Annotated in this window: 15 protein-coding genes; 8 read left to right on the forward strand and 7 right to left on the reverse strand. The window is 60.4% G+C overall.

The annotated features are described in order from the left end of the window. Positions 1 to 1,324 precede the first annotated feature (1,324 nt). Positions 1,325 to 2,674 (forward strand): replication initiation protein, encoded by a 1,350-nt coding sequence (locus ACAX43_RS01095; protein ID WP_370706575.1) that lies wholly within the window; start codon positions 1,325 to 1,327, stop codon positions 2,672 to 2,674. 72 nt (positions 2,675 to 2,746) lie between these two features. Here the strand turns inward: ACAX43_RS01095 and ACAX43_RS01100 are convergent, their stop codons facing one another. Beyond that, on the reverse strand, positions 2,747 to 3,802 hold the full coding sequence (locus tag ACAX43_RS01100) for a ParB/RepB/Spo0J family partition protein (protein ID WP_370706576.1): 1,056 nt from the start codon (positions 3,800 to 3,802) through the stop codon (positions 2,747 to 2,749). A 24-nt stretch (positions 3,803 to 3,826) separates the two neighbouring features. Then, positions 3,827 to 4,486 (reverse strand): ParA family partition ATPase, encoded by a 660-nt coding sequence (parA, locus tag ACAX43_RS01105; protein WP_370706577.1) that lies wholly within the window; start codon positions 4,484 to 4,486, stop codon positions 3,827 to 3,829. Between the two features lie 775 nt (positions 4,487 to 5,261). On the opposite strand from parA, the gene arsC reads away from it, so the two are divergent. Next, positions 5,262 to 5,621 (forward strand): arsenate reductase (glutaredoxin), encoded by a 360-nt coding sequence (gene arsC, locus ACAX43_RS01110; RefSeq protein ID WP_370706578.1) that lies wholly within the window; start codon positions 5,262 to 5,264, stop codon positions 5,619 to 5,621. A gap of 27 nt (positions 5,622 to 5,648) precedes the next feature. Here arsC and ACAX43_RS01115 read toward each other — a convergent pair whose 3' ends face one another. Beyond that, positions 5,649 to 6,632, reverse strand: coding sequence for a sulfonate ABC transporter substrate-binding protein (locus ACAX43_RS01115; protein WP_370706579.1), 984 nt, complete (start codon positions 6,630 to 6,632; stop codon positions 5,649 to 5,651). Between the two features lie 235 nt (positions 6,633 to 6,867). On the opposite strand from ACAX43_RS01115, the gene ACAX43_RS01120 reads away from it, so the two are divergent. Continuing rightward, a complete protein-coding gene (locus ACAX43_RS01120) occupies positions 6,868 to 8,244 on the forward strand; it encodes a gluconate:H+ symporter (protein WP_370706580.1) in 1,377 nt (458 codons plus the stop codon). A gap of 135 nt (positions 8,245 to 8,379) precedes the next feature. Next, positions 8,380 to 8,670 (forward strand): DUF1272 domain-containing protein, encoded by a 291-nt coding sequence (locus ACAX43_RS01125; protein WP_370706581.1) that lies wholly within the window; start codon positions 8,380 to 8,382, stop codon positions 8,668 to 8,670. Positions 8,671 to 8,729: 59 nt separating this feature from the next. On the opposite strand, the gene ACAX43_RS01130 is transcribed toward ACAX43_RS01125, so the two are convergent. Further along, entirely contained in the window at positions 8,730 to 8,933 is a 204-nt protein-coding gene (locus ACAX43_RS01130; protein ID WP_370706582.1) for a zf-HC2 domain-containing protein, read from the reverse strand. Next, positions 8,920 to 9,528 (reverse strand): RNA polymerase factor sigma-70, encoded by a 609-nt coding sequence (locus tag ACAX43_RS01135; protein WP_370706583.1) that lies wholly within the window; start codon positions 9,526 to 9,528, stop codon positions 8,920 to 8,922. Before ACAX43_RS01135 ends, ACAX43_RS01130 begins: the two co-directional genes overlap by 14 nt. A gap of 448 nt (positions 9,529 to 9,976) precedes the next feature. Between ACAX43_RS01135 and ACAX43_RS01140 the strand changes: the two genes are divergently transcribed. The 3 genes from ACAX43_RS01140 (at position 9,977) to ACAX43_RS01150 (ending at position 11,226) form a co-directional block, all read left to right on the forward strand. Further along, positions 9,977 to 10,108, forward strand: coding sequence for a hypothetical protein (locus ACAX43_RS01140; protein WP_256737959.1), 132 nt, complete (start codon positions 9,977 to 9,979; stop codon positions 10,106 to 10,108). 552 nt (positions 10,109 to 10,660) lie between these two features. Next, positions 10,661 to 10,945: a hypothetical protein gene (locus ACAX43_RS01145; RefSeq protein WP_370706584.1), complete on the forward strand. Its 285-nt coding sequence runs from the start codon at positions 10,661 to 10,663 to the stop codon at positions 10,943 to 10,945. Positions 10,946 to 10,956: 11 nt separating this feature from the next. Then, on the forward strand, positions 10,957 to 11,226 hold the full coding sequence (locus ACAX43_RS01150) for a DUF6723 family protein (protein ID WP_370706585.1): 270 nt from the start codon (positions 10,957 to 10,959) through the stop codon (positions 11,224 to 11,226). A gap of 121 nt (positions 11,227 to 11,347) precedes the next feature. On the opposite strand, the gene ACAX43_RS01155 is transcribed toward ACAX43_RS01150, so the two are convergent. Next, positions 11,348 to 11,554, reverse strand: coding sequence for a hypothetical protein (locus ACAX43_RS01155; RefSeq protein ID WP_370706586.1), 207 nt, complete (start codon positions 11,552 to 11,554; stop codon positions 11,348 to 11,350). Between the two features lie 470 nt (positions 11,555 to 12,024). On the opposite strand from ACAX43_RS01155, the gene ACAX43_RS01160 reads away from it, so the two are divergent. After that, on the forward strand, positions 12,025 to 12,579 hold the full coding sequence (locus ACAX43_RS01160) for an NADPH-dependent FMN reductase (RefSeq protein ID WP_370706587.1): 555 nt from the start codon (positions 12,025 to 12,027) through the stop codon (positions 12,577 to 12,579). Positions 12,580 to 12,660: 81 nt separating this feature from the next. Here ACAX43_RS01160 and ACAX43_RS01165 read toward each other — a convergent pair whose 3' ends face one another. After that, positions 12,661 to 13,677: a hypothetical protein gene (locus ACAX43_RS01165; protein WP_370706588.1), complete on the reverse strand. Its 1,017-nt coding sequence runs from the start codon at positions 13,675 to 13,677 to the stop codon at positions 12,661 to 12,663. Between the last annotated feature and the right edge of the window lie 213 nt (positions 13,678 to 13,890).

Raw genomic sequence — 13,890 nt, forward strand, 5'->3', positions numbered from 1 at the left:
AAAAACGCGGTTTGGCCAAAGGTGAGATTTTGCGGGACCTGAACGTCCGGGATCGCCCGGTAGCGCTCGAAAGTCGTTCCAGAGTGTGGCCGCACAGAAGGTGAGCGCTTTCGGGACCACCTTGGCCCCGGATTTCTGACCTTATTTTGGGCTCACGCACCCTATTGGTGAGTCAAGACGGGAGAAAACGCGAACCGAAGGTGAGACTTTTCGGGGAAGAGGCGTCATTTTTGCCTTAATTCTAGGCATTCGAGGCCTTAAGGTGAGGGTTTGCGGGAGCAGAGTGGGATTTCGACGGAAATTCGGCTGACGGCGTCGACGAAGGCATGGGTCGTCAATGAGGAAAGGTGAGGAAATACGGGAGATGTGGATCGGAGTGGTCGCCAGCTCGGCAAATTGCCCTTTTGGGTGAGAGGTGAGGCTTTTCGGGAGCCTTTTGGGGCGCGTGTGATCGCTAAGGTGAGGAAATACAGGACCAAAATCGTCGCGACGGACCGGAAAGGCCCTACAGACGCTGTCGGAGCGATTCGGGTTTTTCGGCAGATCAATTCCAAAGGTGAGGTTTTTCAGGACCTTCAGGACCGGCGTCGGAAACGCCGGATTTCACCGAAAAGCGGTCAAAGGTGAGGATATACGGGAGGAGGCTGAAATAGCTGGCCTAAGTCGACTCCTATAAGTCAATGAAATCATTGGATTATTTTTGTGCGCCGCGCAAAGGTGAGGGTTTTCGGGGGGCTTTTTTATGGTCAGCGCGGGCCTCGGCAAGGCGCCATGGTGAGGCTTTTCGGGAGTCTTTATCGACGGTTTTTAGGGTCTCCAGGTCTGGAGGCCGCGTCGTTCCAAGCGCTCGGCGGGCGTTAAGGTGAGCTTTTTCGGGGGGAGTTTGTCGCTAGTCGGGTTTGCCGCACCGGTTAGGATGCGGCTGTCTGCGTGTCCGACAACATTTGTGCTGCAGCCATGCGGCGATTGCCCCCTATCCGCGGAAAATAGATCGGGCGCTTTCGCGCCACCGACCCAGTGCGAGGGCGCTCCATTCGCAACGTACGGTATAGCCAAAATTCACGAGATTTTTTTGAGGTGAGAGGATTCGGGATCGAATGGCTCCCGTTCACCGTTAGTCAGAAATTGGTCCGTATTCGGGAGGCCGCGACCTGCAAGGATGCCCCGAACCTGGCGCGAAACGGGTGAGGTGAGGGTTTTCGGGAGCTGCTCGAGGTGAGTTGCGCCTCGTAAGCTCACTTCACCGGGAACGGTGAGAGCCACGCTATAGACGTGTATCACCACAGCCGGTATGCTCTCGCCAAATCCCTCCTCGACCAGACGCATGGCCACCAAGCGCGCGAAGAAGACCGATGTAGTCAGCCCGAGCTCGGCCGAATTGCGCAAGGCCGTCGAGGCGATTGCCATCCAGCCCAAGAGCGGCAAGATCACCCTCCTCACCCGCAAGCTGTTCAACGTGCTGCTCGCCGTTGCTCAGCAAGCCGACGAGTCCGGCGACACGTATCGCGCCTTGCTGTCCGATATCGTCGCCAATTCGGCGTTCGATTCAAACGACACCGCGCTGGTGAAAGAGCACCTGCGGCGCATGGTGTCGGTGCAGGTCGAATGGAGCACGGGCACGTCCAGTCAAAAGCCGGGTCGGAAATGGGGCATTTCCACGCTGATCGCCGACGCGGAAATTCTCGAAGACCCCACTACTCGCCGCGTCTGGGTGGAGTTCTCGTTCGCGCCGAAGATCAAGAAGAAGCTGCTCGATCCGGTTCAATATGCACGCCTGAGTCTGCAGTTTCAGAGCCAGTTGCGCAGTAGCGCGGGTCTCGCGCTTTATGAGATCTGCGTTCGTTACCTGACCAACCCGAGCCATCTGACGATGCGCGAATCGTGGGAATGGTGGCGCCCCATTCTCTCCGGCACGCCGGACACGGAAGCAGGCGACGAAGCGAAGCGCGAGTACAAGTACTTCAAGCGTGATTACCTGCGGCCGGCCATCGCCGAAGTGAATGCCGTCACCAACATCTTCGTCGAATTGATCGAGCATCGGGAAGGGCGACGCGTCGCCGAGATCCAGTTCCGCGTGACCGAACGCAAGCAACCCATGCTCGCACTCGACGAACACCCGAACGTGTTCGACAGCACGCTGGTGGACCGCATGGTGAAGATCGGTATCCCGCTCAAGGAAGCACAAACGCTGTACGCCGATAGTGAGGAAAATCGGATTCGCGCGGCGCTGCAGATGACCGAACAACGCATGCGCAGCACGTCGCTGCCGGCTGTGCGCAGCGCACCGGCGCTGTTCAAGGACGCGTTGAAGAAGGGCTATGCGCCGCCGGTCGAAACACTGCCGTCCGGCAGCGGTGGAAAGGCTGCGGTAGCGGCGCCGGCGGACGATCTGAAAGCGCGTTTGCTTGGCGAGTACTCCGCGTATCGCCGCAGGGAAGCGCGTGAGCTTTACGACGAGCAAGGTGAGTCCGAGCGGGAGATCGCCCGAAAGTCGTTCGAGGAAGACGAGTTGCCCGATCTAGGCACTCACATGCGAGACGACTGGCGCCGTCGTGGACTGGATTCGAAGATCGTCGAAACGGCGTTCTTCGATTGGCTGGCTCGCAAGACGTGGGGCGAACCCACGGATGGAGACTTGCTCGCTTTCACGCTGAGCCAATCGCGCGCGGCTTAGGCTTGGTTCTTCAGGACGGCGGCCCTCTCTGGTGTGCCGCCGAATCCTGCCCTGCTGTACTTCATCTGCTTTTTACTTCAGCATCTTTTCAATCTGACGAAGAATGTCGTCGCGCTTTTCACGCGTGAGGCCCTTCAGGCGCAACTCGATTCGATCGTCCCCATACGATTTCAGATCGCCGACCGCGACACCGCCGAGCTTGATTTCCAGACGTTGCGCGTAGCGTTGCCGGCCCGCCGGCTTGGTGCTCTCCTGTGCGCTTGCCCTACCCTTCACAATATCCGCGACTTGCCGTGTGCTCAGATCATCGGAGAGGATTTTGTTGATCAGGCGCAGCGTCGCATCGGCGCCGCGCGCACTGTGATAACGGCCCACTTGATACGCCATGTTCGAGCCGAAGCGGTCAGGCCTCGCGACCATCTCATGCATCACCAGCTCGGGCAACTTCGCGATCGACAAGGCAACGGCCACGGTCGACTCGTCTAGTCCGAGATGCTCGGCGAGTTCTTTCTGGCTCTGGAAATGCCGATCGTCGAGAAAGCGTTTCCAGACGACGGCATTGTCGAACACCGTCTGCGAATCGCGCTGGACGTTGAGGTCGTAGCCGAGCTTATAGCTTTGGATGCCGATCGGCAGATCGATGACGATCGCCTTCACCGATTCCTTGTTCGCTTCTTTCAACGCCCGCACTCGCCGACCGCCGTCGCTGACGAAGTAGCTGCCGGGATTGTCGTAATCGGGAATGACGTGAATCGCCTGCTGCTGTCCCTGCTTAGCCAGATTGACGGCAAGCTCCGCAATCGACGACTTGAGATAGAAATGGCGCGGATTGAACGGACTCGGCTTGATCGTTTTGAGCGCGAGGTCGATAACCTGGCCCGGACGGTAAGCGTGCTCGGTCCGCCAAGCTCGGTAGGCAACCGATTCATTGGCGGTGTCAGCCGTTTCAACTTCCGCGACGCCCTGCGGCGCGACCGGCTGGACGAGGCGGCTTGGCGCATCGCTGCTCGTGGAGCCATGCTTGACCAAACCGTCGATCGCGTTCAGGCGGTCAAGAGCGGTTCGCTTTTCGCTGCTGGTCGTATCAGGACGTGCTTGAAAGCCTTTGGCGAATTGGGAGGGTTTCATTCAGGGTCCTTTATGCGCATAAATTCACGGGAGCAAGGCGGCGATCTCATTGGCGCACGCCCGTACTTCGATGGCGGCGAGCTTCGCGCCGCGATCGTTCATCTGAAGCACTGTTTGCCCTAACGCCATGGCCTGCTTATAGGCTTCGCGCGTCGGGATCTGGGTTTTGAGCAGTGGGAATCCGAGCTCTTCTAGCGCGCGCTTCAGTTCGCGCGTCAGCATCCGTTTCTCTTCGGTCTTATTCAGTAGAAAGACTGCGCGCAGGTCTTCGTTCATCACCTGGGCTTGCTGGACGAGCTTCACCAGCCCGACGCTCGACCAATAATCGGCGGGCGATGACGACGTTGGAATAACGGCGACGCTCGCCGCGAGCAACACGACGCCGGATACCTTCTCGGTAATGGAGGGGGGGCAGTCAACGACGATGATGTCGTAGTCAGCCACGAACTTCTTGATCTCGCGATGGATCTGGCTGCCGGCCTCGGAGAGGTTGACGACCGGAAAGGGGATGCCGTTTTCGCCGTCTGATGCGCTGGCCCAGTGGATCAGGGTGTTTTGACCATCTGCGTCTACAACGAGAACGCGTTTGCCTTTCTCATGGAACGCAGCGCCGAGGTGCATCGCGATTGTGCTCTTCCCGACCCCACCTTTCTGCTGAGTTACCGCGATGATTTCTGCTGCCAATCTTCACCTCCTCTTTTTAGACGCAGATGGATTTTACCTGGATGAATTCGCATTTCAATCGTTTTGTGTAAACGCGAGAAGAATTAGCCGCTTGGGATAGGTTTATGCGCATAAACCGCGTGGATGTGGAGGGCCACAGCGTAGTGACTGAGACGTGACGGCGTAGCGACCAGTTTGGAGGCGCGGTTGAAATCCACCACGGCTAGCTAGCGGACGACAGAAAGCTGCCCACACGATCCATGCGTTGTCACGGTGAAGGGGAGGGTAGCTTGAGGATGATCTCGGGGATGACGACACACGGTTCTGCCCGTCTGGTGTCTCTGTTTGAAGCGGGCGGTGCTGATCTGCCCGGGAGCTATTTCGCGTCGGCACCTTTATGCGCATAAACCTGTTGCGGGGTATGCACAGATTGAGTCTGCCTCGGCGTTGATCCTTGACCTGGCGAATCGATGCATGAAGACCGTGGCTTGGCTTGGAGTCTGCGTCTGTCGATGGCGCTCATCCATGCGGCAGCTGCACGTCGCGAGCGAAGGCCTTTGCGATTGAGAGATGCGTGACAGGCTTTGACCAGTGATGGCAAGCCTCAAGCAAGCGCTTTATGCGCATAAACCGGAGGGGCAGATCTGTTAGCGCTGGGAATGGGGCCGCTCCTCCTTTGACTACACGACACATCGCAGCCCGCAGCCCCACCACCCACCCCTTCACGACAACCGCTAAAATCCCCCAACCAAAACGCGCCCTGCACTTGGTACAAGCAACGCCTAACCAGACAACCATGATCACGATCTACCACAACCCCCGCTGTTCCAAATCGCGTGCGGCTTGCGACTTGATCGCCAGCACCTACAACACTGCAAACGAACCAACGGAAGTTGTCGAATACCTGAAGCAGCCACTCACGGTCGCGCAACTGAAGCAACTCAACGCGCAGCTTGGCTGCCCAGTCCGCGACATGATTCGCGACACGGAAGCCGAATACAAAGAACTCCAACTTTCCGACGCCACGTTAAGCGACGCTCAGTTATACGAAGCATTGGCGAAGCACCCCATCCTCCTGCAGCGACCGATCGTCGCGCGAGACGGGCGAGCCGTGATTGGCCGCCCGCCGGAAAATGTCGGAGCGCTATTCGAGTGAGTGTCGAAACAACGCGAGCTAGGTGATTTAGGCCTTGGCCGGCAATGCCGCATCCTTGGTCACAATCCTGGTCGGGATGATGCGCAGTTCGCTGAATGTGTCGGCGATACGTTGTTGTTCTGCAAGTACGTTCGCGTCGACGGGTTTGTAGATATGCGCGTAGTGCCGCAAACCGGCTTCGATCACGCCCGCGTCGAGCCCCTGAATCGGCGCAAGCTGCGCGGCTGCTTCGCTATAGTGGCCGCGTACCCAGGCGCCCTCCTTGCCGACTTCATCCATCGCGATCGCGAGCACCGTACCGTTTTGCTGCGCAAACGGCCGCGCGCTCAGGAAAAACTGATGGTGACTGACGATACCCTCGGCGTCCGCTAGCAAGCGCGCGTTCGACTGCCGCTTCGCCGCTTCCAGGAACGGGTCCCAGATCGCCCATGCGTCGATAGCACCGCGTTCGAAGGCTGCGCGCGCATCGGCCGGCGCCAGATAGACGGGCTCGATCTCGTTGTACTTCACGCCGTTCTTCTGCAGCGCGGCGACCAGGAACCAGTGAACATCCGAACCTTTGTTGAAGGCGATTTTCTTGCCCTTAAGGTCGGCGAGTGTTTTGATCGGTGCATCCTGATGTACGAGGATGCCTTCGGCATGGGGCGTCGGGATCTCATAGGCGGTGTAGACGAAGTTCGCGCCGGCGGCCTGCGCGAATACTGGCGGGGCTTCGCCGACATAGCCGAAGTCAATGGCGCCGACGTTCAAGCCTTCGAGCAACTGCGGCCCGGCGGGAAACTCGGTCCATTTGACCGTGATGCCGAGTGACGCGAGTTGCTTTTCGAGCGTGCCGTGCGCCTTCAGTAACACCAGCGTACTGGCCGCCTTCTGATAGCCAATGCGAATTTCTTTCGCATGCGCGTCCGCGGCGAAGACAGACGTGGGGACAAGGGGCAAGATGCCGGCGGCCAGCGAGGTGCTCACGCCGGCGATAAATGCGCGGCGCGTGAGCCGCGGATGACGGGACATAAGAGTGCTCGTTAGAAAGACGGCCGCAAAACGGACCGGTTGGCTCCGACGATAGTTCGTCTGCCAGTTTGGACGAACCGATAAATTCGCATAAGCAAATCACGCCGGATGGAACGGGACATACCGCAGGCCGCTATCTGCGTGTCTCGCTGCGTCCATTCGCCAGGCGCCGCTACAATCCGTGATCCGCGCGCGGCCACTGCCGCGGCTTCGTCAATCGACAAAAAGGGACATCGTGCATCTGACGACAACACTCGCGCCGTGGTCATCCCACGACACCCAGTTGATACTGTCGTGCGTGCTTGGGCTCGCACTGATCATCGTTTTCATCAGCGTGCTGAAGCTCGCGCCGTTTCTGTCGATTCTGGTCGGCACTTTCGCGGCGGGATTTTCGGCCGGTTTGCCGCTCGATGCAGTGGCTGGCGCATTCAGCAAAGGCGCCGGGGCACTCCTCGGCGACGTCGGCATCATCATCGCGCTCGGGGCGATGCTGGGTGCGCTGATGGCTGAATCAGGCGCCGCCGACCGGCTCGTCTCGACGATCCTTAAACATTCAACGCCACGCACGCTGCCGTGGATGATGGCGCTGGTGGCGATCATCGTCGGCCTGCCGCTTTTCTTCGAAGTCGGTCTCGTCATGATGGTGCCGATCATCTTCGTGATGGCGCGGCGCTCGCAGCAGCCGATTTTGCGTATCGCGATTCCGGCGCTCGCCGGCATGACCACGCTGCACGCGTTGTTGCCGCCGCATCCGGGTCCGCTGATCGCCGTGAGCGCGCTGCATGCCGATCTCGGTCTGACGCTGGGGCTCGGCCTGATCGTCGCGATTCCGGCAGTCATTCTCGCGGGCCCGCTATACGGCATCTGGTTGTCGAAACGGATGCACGTGGTCGAGCCGGAAGAAATGGGCAAGCTCTTCACTGCGCAACCCGATACCATCGAGCCGCCGAGCTTCGCGATCTCGCTCATCACGATCCTGTTGCCGGTCGTGCTGATGCTGGGCCGCACGGTCGCCAAACTTCTGCTTCAACCTGAGACCTTCCTGTTCAACGCGCTCAATTTTCTGGGCGAGCCGTTGATTGCACTCGGCCTCACCGTGCTGTTCGCGGTGGTGGCGCTGGGCTGGTCGCGTGGGATGGCGCGCGAGCGGGTCGGCGGCATTCTGCGCAAGAGCTTGCCGCCGATTGCCGCGCTGCTGCTGACCATCGGCGCAGGCGGCGGCCTCAAGCAGGCGCTCGTGGTGGCGGGCATCAGCACCACGATCGCCAAGATCGCAGTCGGCGCCCACATGCCGCTGATTCTGCTTGCGTGGCTGATCGCCGTCGCGCTGCGCCAGGCCACCGGTTCGGCGACGGTCGCCACCACCACCACCGCCGGTATCGTCGCGCCGGTCGTCGTGGGCCTCAGCACGACTCACAATTCGTTGATGGCGCTCGCCATCGGCGCGGGTTCGGTATTTTTCTGCCACGTGAACGATGCGGGCTTCTGGATGGTGCGCGAGTACTTCGGGCTGCAATTGAAGCAGACCGTGATGGTCTGGTCGGTGCTGCAAACGATCGTGTCGGTCGTCGGCCTGGCACTGACGCTCCTGTTGTGGACCATGCTGACGTGATGACGGTATAGGTAGCGCAGCCGGTGGCAGAAATTGACGCGCAGCTGCCAATTCAGCATGAAAGGTCGCTTACACTGCTTCGATACACGCGAGGTGCAGCCCGGCACCTCGATTCCCTGCGAACGCGGAGCCACCATGCTTGAACTGAGACCTTCCTGCGAAGGATGCGGCAAATCTTTGCCGCCGAACGCGTCCGACGCGATGATCTGCACGTACGAATGCACTTTCTGCGAAGTGTGCGCGCTCAGCACGCTGCGTAACGTGTGTCCCAACTGCGGCGGCAATTTCCAGCATCGACCGATCCGCACGCGGGCGCAACTGGCCAAACATCCGGCCCGCACCGAACCGCATCCCATCTCTATCGACGAAGCGCAGCACGCGGGCTATTTGGAGCGCTACCGGAACACACCGCCCGGCGAGCGCTAGAGGAGACGACGTGCGGGGGTCTCCGCACGAGCGGACCGCTCACGTCCACACGCTACGCTTCAATCGTCGCCGGCGGCTGGGTCCGGTGTCGCAATCCCACTCACCGTATGCGCCGCCACGCGCAGCAGGCGAATCTGTTTGCGGTAATTGCGGCACCCGCTGCACGTCGGCAGATGCAGGCGGATCGCGACCCATTCGCCGGTCGTCAAAGGGCGGTCGAGCGCGTCGGACAACAGGCGCGTGATGTTCTTACACTTCCCCATTCGCATCCTCTCTGGATAGGCCCTTTTCGCTCAGGCAAGTGCGCAAGCGCAGCCGCGCGCGGTAGATCAGCACGCTGCAGTGATTGGCGGTCATCTGGAGTTCGGCGCAGATCGCTTCGGTCTCGAGATCGAGGAATTCACGCATCATGAACACGCGGCCGATGTGCTCGGGCAGATGTTCCAGGCACATCTCGAACAACGTCCAGAACTGCTGCTGACGCAGCGCGGTTTCCGGCGTCGGCCAAGGTTGCGGCTTGGTCTCGCGCGACCAGTGGCCGTTGTCCTTAAAGAGCTCCCGATCGAGCAGCGCCTCGCCGTCGATTTCGGATTCGAGCGACGACACGTTCACCGTGCGCTGCCGGGCGCGCAAGGTGTCGACGAGCTTGTGCCGCAGGATGCCGAACACCCACGTCTTGTGCTCCGATTGGGCGGCAAACCGGTCTGCCTGCGTCCATGCGGCGGCCAGGGCCTCCTGGACGGCGTCTTCCGCGGCTGCGGCATCGCGCAGTTGCAAGCGGGCGAAGCGCAGCAGATCACGCCGCAGTTGCGTCAGATAAACGGGATCGTCGAGCGCTGGCCCGCTTACTTGCGCCATGGCGTGCTCCGTCGCCGCGCTCGCGATTGCTGCACGTTTTTTCTTGAATCGTTGTGGTTCATAGGCGGATGAATTTCCTCGCGCAGTTCCCGGACGTGTGCGCCATTCTCCCGCACGTTCCTGCGCAAGCGAATCGGTATTGAACATGTGTCCGCCAGCAAGCAATGACCTGATGAGCTTAGTCGTGCCGCGACGCGCTTTATGACATCAAAAACATTGTTGCGCAAATTGAAACCAACGCAGCGGGATGAACCTTCCCGTCAGGCTGAGGCGGGAAGCCTGCTGGCAAACAGGGCGTAACTCCGCCGGCAGAGAGATGTTCGAATTATTTCATTATTTGAAAAAATGTCTTCTTGTCTTCGGTATTTTTAGGCGAACACTGAATTGCTATTCTTCATTCCATCGATCGCACCTGATCGCGAACCAAACGCCGAAGAGGAGTAGCACCATGAAACGCATTCTTACCGCCCTGATCGCTTCCGTCGCTCTGTTTGCTGCTGCTTCGGGCGCAGCCCAGGCCGCTGCGCCGGCCCAATGTAACGGCCCGGCATCGTACTGCAACGTGTTCTTCGGTAACTAATCGTCTGAGGGACGCCGCCGGACGCATATCCCGGCGCAAGTCTGCAAGTCTGACAACGAGATGTTTCTCGAAGCCAAGAAGGGCGCCGATAAAGGCGTCCTTTTTTGCATTCAAATCCCACACTTTTGACGCGCATGCGAGGCACGCGCAAAACACGGCGCGGACCAACGCCCACCGGCATGCCAGCGCCCCGAAACAGAAAGCAGTACACAATACGCGGCACTCCGAAGCAACACCCGCGCCCGGCGTGCAAATGCGTCGAATATTCACTCTACTTACGTGTTACAGTAAGCCAACAGCTTGCAGTTCTCCTGCGCGTCTTTCGCAGTCCCTCAAGCATCTGCCTCTATCACAGCACCCTCGATCGAACAGGGTCCCTTCCTTCTACTCAGCTTTTACGGTGTCGTCGGCGTGGCTTGACTAAAGCGGCCGCTCTTTACGCGCATCGTCGATCAACACTTTGTTTTCGCAGAACCGCCGCGATTCTCGCCCGGCGCTATGCCGAAGCCACAGCAACACGTTTCGCGAGAACCTTCACCGGAGACGACCATCATGAGCAATACAATTAGAAGCTACCGGGGCCTTGAGATTTATCCGCTGGTTTATCCACACCAGCCGCGCAGTCTCGACGGCGCGCGTCACTACGATGCGGGCTTTGACGCCGCAGTGCGAATCTGCCGGCGCGGCACCGACGACACCTTGACCAGCAGCCGCGTTTTCCGCGTGCCGAGCCGTTCGCCGTTCGGCGCCGCAGGCGACGCGCGGATTGCGTCGGCCAGTTATGCAGAGCGGGTGATCGACGGCATGGTTGCCGGCGAGTCGATCGCCGGGCTCTGATGCGAGTACCGATGGCAAGCCACGTTTCCAGGCGCTCGCAGGGCGCGAATCCCGGGCCGCTGACTGGCCGGGCGAACTATCAGGTCGCGGTGTCGTCGCGGCGTACATCCAGCGGTACTGTGCCGACGCTGAAAGTGACCCGCTTGAGCGACGAGCGGGTGATTTACCCTTTTCAGGGCCATGCGGACATGCCTTTTTTTGAGAATGCCGACGCCGCTCAACTTTTCGCGCAGACGTATGGCTGGCAACTGGTGGATGGCGATATCGCCGTCCCGGAGTGAATGACCAGACGAACCGTATCAGCAGACACGATTTGCCAGGCGCCCGGCCTCCATTCCGGGCGTCTCGATGAACGGGCCGCGGTTCGCACGGCCCGCTGCAAATGAATGCCGCAACCGGCGGTTAGATTTTCCCGCCGCCGTCTATGCCATTACCTTGGCGCCATACCGCCTTGCCCCGTTCGGACAGTTCGCCGGAGCTGTGCACCGCGTCGGCTTCCGTACCGTCGACGGCCATTTCGCCCCCGGCTTGCTCCTGCGATCGCTGCTTTTCTTTCTTGCGAGCGGCCACGGCTTCGTCATGCGACTTACCTGCGTAATTCAGACTCATTGCTGGATCCTCCATAAAGTGGGCTCCATCTCAGCTAGGCGCGCACTGTTCGCGCCCCTCTGAGCGGCCCTGCCCCTCTGAGCGGCCCTGCCGCCGTGGGCGGGGCTCACGGCCAGATCGATGCCTCACTGCCGACGGCTCGACCCGCACCGTCGGTCACTTATGCCGCCTGCCTCGATTTTCGTGCGGCCGGGCGGCGACGAACGCCCATTTGCCTCAAATCGTCCTAGCCCGAAAGCATGCTTGATTGACAAGGCAAAAGTTCCAGTTATCCACAAGGTTATTCAGTGAATCTGTGGATAACTTTGGGGGCTACCGGGTTATCCACCGGTAGCAACGTGGACCTTGGTTTGCGGATCGCCAAAAGCCGGCGTTTTCGTGTTCGCTGCCGCCATCCCGCGCGGCTTTTGCCTATGATGGACAGTTCGTACCCTTTCGCGCGTCAAGCGCCTCACATCAAGGAAGCGAACATGGCCCATCACATCGCAGTTGTCGTCGGCAGCCTGCGCCGCGAGTCGTTTAATCGTCAATTAGCGCAAGCCGTGATTTCATTGGCGCCCGCCGACTTCACATTCGAATTCATCGACATCGGTTCTTTGCCGCTTTACAGCCAGGACTACGACGCCGACTATCCTGAAGTCGCGAGGCAATTAAAACAGCGTGTCGAAGCCGCTGACGGCCTGCTGTTCGTCACGCCTGAGTACAATCGCTCCATGCCCGGCGTGCTGAAGAACGCACTCGACTGGGGATCGCGGCCGTGGGGCACAAATTCATGGGGCAACAAGCCTGGCGCCGTGCTCGGCACCTCGGTCGGCGCAACCGGCTCCGCGCTGGCGCAACAGCATTTGCGCAATGTGCTGGCGTATCTCGATGTCCCCACGCTGGGCCAGCCCGAAGTATTCATCAAGCACGACCCGGCGGTGATCAACGAAAAGGGCGAGATCGTGAGCGACGGCACGCGCAAGTTCTTGCAGACTTTCGTCGATCGCTACGTGACGTGGGTCAAACGGCATACCGCTGCCTGACGGATGCTTCGCGCAAAATGTCCAGACTGATGGCGCCGACCTTGCAACCTCGCAGTATGCCGGCGCCACCGCTTCCCCGTTTTACACGTGGTGATGCCCGGTCACCCGTTCCCAGCCGTGTCGCACGGCGAGCTTGAAGCGCTCCCACGTGCTGTCCGGCGAGGTGGTCTCCCAATGACGCCGGGCTTCCGGCTCGACGTCGTCCCACAGCCTGTCGCGATAACGCGCGTCTTGACCGATCTCAGCGCCGTAGCGATAGGCTGGCACGTAATCTTCATACCGCGCGTTCTCGGATGCGTATTGCTCGTCGTAGTGCGTGCGGAAATCCTCTTCATACTCCAGATACTCGTTCGGAATCTGACCGCCTAAGCCCGCGGTCGGCTGCCCCGCTTCGGAGACGACTTCCGACGGCCGCAAGATGGCGCCCGAACCCGGCATGGAGCCGGCAGCGATCGCGCTGCGTCCCGCATCGCCGACCAGCGAATCGGTGACTGGCTCGTTAATCGGGTCGAGTACCGGCCGTTCAGTCAGCGGCGGCGGTACGAACGGCTCGGCGTCGGTGCTCGTGGACCCTGAATACAGCGGATCGGTAGCAGTCGCAGGCCGAGCGGTTGTGCTCGGGGCCGCTACGCCGGGCGAAACCACGCTCGATGAGTGCGGCGTGCCGGGCGTCACGGCGCCGATGCCGAGTTCGTCGAGCATCGAATGCTCACGGCTCGCGTCCGGCGGCGTATCCCAATCGGGCGAACGCTCGCCGATGTCGGTAGCGCCGAGTCTCGTCAAGGTATTGCGGGCGAGCTCCGCATGCGATTCGCTTGCTGCTCTCACACACACCAGCACGGCACCGCGGCGCACCGCTTCGGCGTAGCGAGCCGTTTCCGGCGCACGCGGGCTGGACGCGAACAGGTTCGACAGAAAGCGTTCGATATTGGCCAGCACACCCGAGCCGGCGACTTCATCGGTGGCCGAACCGACTGAGGGCTCTGGATTCGCCTGCAATTCGATCGTTTCGCGCGCAAAGCCGGTTTGCACAAGCGTGTCGCGGGCGGTTTCTGCTTGGGAATAGGTGTCGAATAAACCAATCACGGTGTGTTGCATGGCTGTCTCCCGACGCATTTAAGCGGAATGGACGGTGCATGAACGCGCCACCCTCCTTCTCACCAACGTCGCAATGATCGTGCCGGGACGGCCACGATACGCCCACAGTCGCTCGTGCCCGCCTGCGCCAATTGGCTCACGTGGAAAACGCGGCATCCCGCTGCCGCGCTTTTACAACCGCTGGTAATTGGCGGCGATATCCGCCCACGCCGG

Source organism: Paraburkholderia sp. IW21, from assembly GCF_041321145.1.
Lineage (GTDB): Bacteria > Pseudomonadota > Gammaproteobacteria > Burkholderiales > Burkholderiaceae > Paraburkholderia.

Coding starts and splice junctions, on each gene's coding strand:
- ACAX43_RS01095 (WP_370706575.1), top strand. CDS start 1,325: ATGGCCACCAAGCGCGCGAAGAAGACCGATGTAGTCAGCCCGAGCTCG.
- ACAX43_RS01100 (WP_370706576.1), bottom strand. CDS start 3,802: ATGAAACCCTCCCAATTCGCCAAAGGCTTTCAAGCACGTCCTGATACG.
- arsC (WP_370706578.1), top strand. CDS start 5,262: ATGATCACGATCTACCACAACCCCCGCTGTTCCAAATCGCGTGCGGCT.
- ACAX43_RS01115 (WP_370706579.1), bottom strand. CDS start 6,632: ATGTCCCGTCATCCGCGGCTCACGCGCCGCGCATTTATCGCCGGCGTG.
- ACAX43_RS01125 (WP_370706581.1), top strand. CDS start 8,380: ATGCTTGAACTGAGACCTTCCTGCGAAGGATGCGGCAAATCTTTGCCG.
- ACAX43_RS01130 (WP_370706582.1), bottom strand. CDS start 8,933: ATGGGGAAGTGTAAGAACATCACGCGCCTGTTGTCCGACGCGCTCGAC.
- ACAX43_RS01135 (WP_370706583.1), bottom strand. CDS start 9,528: ATGGCGCAAGTAAGCGGGCCAGCGCTCGACGATCCCGTTTATCTGACG.
- ACAX43_RS01140 (WP_256737959.1), top strand. CDS start 9,977: ATGAAACGCATTCTTACCGCCCTGATCGCTTCCGTCGCTCTGTTTGCT.
- ACAX43_RS01145 (WP_370706584.1), top strand. CDS start 10,661: ATGAGCAATACAATTAGAAGCTACCGGGGCCTTGAGATTTATCCGCTG.
- ACAX43_RS01150 (WP_370706585.1), top strand. CDS start 10,957: ATGGCAAGCCACGTTTCCAGGCGCTCGCAGGGCGCGAATCCCGGGCCG.
- ACAX43_RS01155 (WP_370706586.1), bottom strand. CDS start 11,554: ATGAGTCTGAATTACGCAGGTAAGTCGCATGACGAAGCCGTGGCCGCT.
- ACAX43_RS01160 (WP_370706587.1), top strand. CDS start 12,025: ATGGCCCATCACATCGCAGTTGTCGTCGGCAGCCTGCGCCGCGAGTCG.
- ACAX43_RS01165 (WP_370706588.1), bottom strand. CDS start 13,677: ATGCAACACACCGTGATTGGTTTATTCGACACCTATTCCCAAGCAGAA.